The organism is Cyanobium sp. LEGE 06143 (assembly GCF_015207535.1).
Classification (GTDB): Bacteria; Cyanobacteriota; Cyanobacteriia; order PCC-6307; family Cyanobiaceae; genus NIES-981.
Window position 1 is genome coordinate 1 of the sequence record NZ_JADEWP010000239.1, and the last position, 3,120, is coordinate 3,120.

Here is a 3,120-nt window from a genome sequence, read left to right on the forward strand (position 1 = left end):
GGCGGGGCCCCGGAACAGCGGGCGCAGCTGTCGATAGGATGGGGGGTGTTGAAGGTTGCTCTGCATGGCGGATCCCACCGGACCGAACAACTCCGGTGACTCCGGCTCCAACGGTGATTCTCGGATCATCCAGACGGACCTTCGCAACGAGATGTCGCGCTCCTACCTGGAGTATGCGATGAGCGTGATTGTGGGCCGGGCCCTGCCCGATGCCCGCGATGGCCTCAAGCCCGTGCATCGCCGCATTCTCTATGCGATGTACGAACTGGGTCTCACCAGCGACCGCCCCTACCGCAAATGCGCCCGCGTGGTGGGTGAGGTGCTCGGTAAGTACCACCCCCACGGGGATACGGCCGTGTATGACGCCTTGGTGCGCATGGCTCAGGATTTCAACATGCGCATGCCGCTGGTGGATGGGCATGGCAATTTCGGTTCGGTGGATGGTGACCCACCGGCCGCCATGCGATACACCGAATCACGCCTGCAGGCCCTTACAACAGACTCTCTGCTGGAGGACATCGAAGCCGAGACGGTTGACTTTGCCGACAACTTCGATGGTTCCCAGCAGGAACCCACGGTGATGCCGGCGCGGATTCCCCAGCTGCTGCTGAATGGGTCCACGGGGATCGCCGTGGGCATGGCGACCAACATCCCGCCCCACAACCTCACTGAATTGATCGATGGCCTGCTGGCCTTGATCGAGGATCCTGCGCTCAGCGAGCAGGCCTTGATGGCCATCGTGCCGGGGCCGGACTTCCCCACCGGTGGGCAGATCCTGGGCCGCCGCGGCATCCGCGAGACCTACACCACAGGTCGCGGTTCGGTGACCATGCGCGGTGTCGCCTCGGTGGAGACGCTGGAAGTCAAAGGACGTCCTGACCGGGATGCGGTGATCATCACCGAGTTGCCCTTCCAGACCAACAAGGCGTCGCTGATCGAGCGGATCGCAGAACTGGTCAACGACAAGAAGCTGGAGGGGATCTCGGACATCCGGGATGAGTCGGATCGCGATGGCATGCGCATCGTGATTGAGCTCAGGCGCGATGCCTACCCCCAGGTTGTGCTTAACAATCTGTTCAAACTCACGCCACTACAGAATAATTTTAGTGCCTACATGCTGGCCCTGGTCAAGGGTGAGCCAGTGGTGCTCACCCTGCACAAGATGTTGCAGGTTTTCCTCGATTTTCGAGTCGAAACGATTGAGCGGCGCACCAGATACCTGTTGCGCAAGGCAGAAGAACGCGACCATATCCTGCTCGGCTTGCTGATTGCCCTCGACAGCCTCGATGCGATCATCGCCCTGATCCGAGCGGCCGCCGACACGGCCTCGGCGCGTGCCGAATTGGTGCTTCAGTTTGGCCTCACGGAGATTCAGGCCGACGCGATTCTGCAGATGCAACTGCGCCGGCTCACGGCCCTGGAGGCCGATAAGATCCGGCTGGAGCACGAAGATCTGCTCGCCAAGATCACCGACTACAAAGACATCCTGGCCCGGCGCGAGCGGGTGTTCGGCATCATCACCTCGGAGCTGGGGGCGATCCGCAGCCGCTACCTCTCGCCGCGCCGCACCGAGATCCTCGATCTCGAAGGTGGCCTGGAAGACATCGACCTGATCGCCAACGAACGCTCGGTGGTGCTGCTGACCGAAACCGGCTACCTCAAGCGGATGCCGGTGAGTGAGTTCGAGGCCACCAGCCGGGGCACCCGCGGCAAGGCCGGCACCCGCACTCAGGGCGAGGAGGCCGTGAAGCTGTTCATCAGCTGCAACGACCACGACCATCTGCTGCTGTTCAGCAACCGCGGTGTGGTCTACGCGGTGCCCGCCTACCGGGTTCCCCTCTGCAGCCGGGCGGCCAAGGGCACGCCGATCGTGCAGATGCTGCCGATCCCGCGGGAGGAGCAGATCACCTCCCTGCAGGCCGTGAGTGCCTTTTCCGAGGATGCCGTGCTGGTGATGCTCACCAGTGGCGGCTACATCAAGCGCACCCGCCTCTCCGCCTTTGCCAACATCCGCTCCAATGGCCTGATCGCCATCTCGCTGGAAGACGGCGATGACCTGCGCTGGGTGCGCCTGGCCCTGCCTGGCGACAGCGTGCTGATCGGCTCCCTCAAGGGCATGACGATCCACTTCCGTCTCAGCGACGAGGAGTTGCGCCCGCTGGGCCGCACGGCGCGCGGTGTGCGGGCCATGCAGCTGCGTGCCGGCGACCAGCTGGTGAGCATGGATGTGCTCTCGGCCGAACTGGCTGACCGGGTGGCCAACAGCAGCAGCGACGAGGAGCCGGCGGCCGATGACCTGCCGGTGGAGGTGGCTCCGAGTGAGGGGCCCTGGGTGCTGGTGGCCAGCGCCGGAGGCCTGGGCAAGCGGGTGCCTGTGGATCAGTTCCGGTTGCAGAAGCGGGCCGGCATGGGCCTGCGGGCGATCAAGTTCCGGGTGGATGGCGACGTGCTGGTGGGGCTGAAGGTGCTGGGAGCCGGCGAGGAGGTGCTGCTCGTGACCGAGCGAGGGGTGATCGTGCGCACCGAGGCCGATGCCATCCCTCAGCAGTCGCGGGCGGCCACCGGCGTGCGGCTGCAGCGGCTGGATCGGGGCGACCGCCTCGTGGAGATGGTGCTGGTGCCTCCCGCCCTGGAGGACGAGGAGGAGCTGGCAGAGCCCGGCACGGAGCAGGCCACCTCTGCTGACGCCGCTTCCGAGCTGGTGGACGCTGCTGAATCAGAGGGCGGCGACCAGGAGCTGACCTGATGCTGGGGGCCATGGCTCTACCGCTGGCGGCGGAGCCAGCCGAGGGCGCCCTCTGCGCTGAGGTGCTGGTGCTGGGGGCTGGACCGGCCGGCCTGTCAATCGCTGCGGCGCTGGTCGAGCAGGGGGTGGCGGTGGCGCTGCTCTGCCCCGGCGATCCGCAGGCCGCCTGGCCCAACACCTATGGGGTCTGGGGCGATGAGGTGGATGCGCTCGGGCTGGGGCACCTGCTGGAGCACCGCTGGCAGCACACCGTGAGCTACTTCGGCCCCGGAGCCGCCGACGCCGCCGACCCCGCCAACGCCCCCACGCCGCACAGACGTGACTATGGGCTGTTCGACAAGCAGAAGCTCCAACACCACTGGCTGGAGCAGCTC

Annotated in this window: 2 protein-coding genes; both read left to right on the forward strand. The window is 65.8% G+C overall.

Annotation, left to right across the window (positions count from 1 at the left end; all coding sequences use genetic code 11):
• The first annotated feature begins 64 nt into the window (after positions 1-64).
• Positions 65-2,746 (forward strand): DNA gyrase subunit A, encoded by a 2,682-nt coding sequence (gene gyrA, locus IQ216_RS12890; protein ID WP_193815792.1) that lies wholly within the window; start codon positions 65-67, stop codon positions 2,744-2,746.
• An 11-nt stretch (positions 2,747-2,757) separates the two neighbouring features.
• Positions 2,758-3,120: lycopene cyclase family protein (locus IQ216_RS12895; RefSeq protein WP_255510618.1), on the forward strand; the 363-nt coding region annotated here is incomplete at its 3' end.

What these genes read in the sequence shown, in the direction of transcription:
- gyrA (WP_193815792.1), top strand. Translation starts at nt 65, where the DNA reads ATGGCGGATCCCACCGGACCGAACAACTCCGGTGACTCCGGCTCCAAC.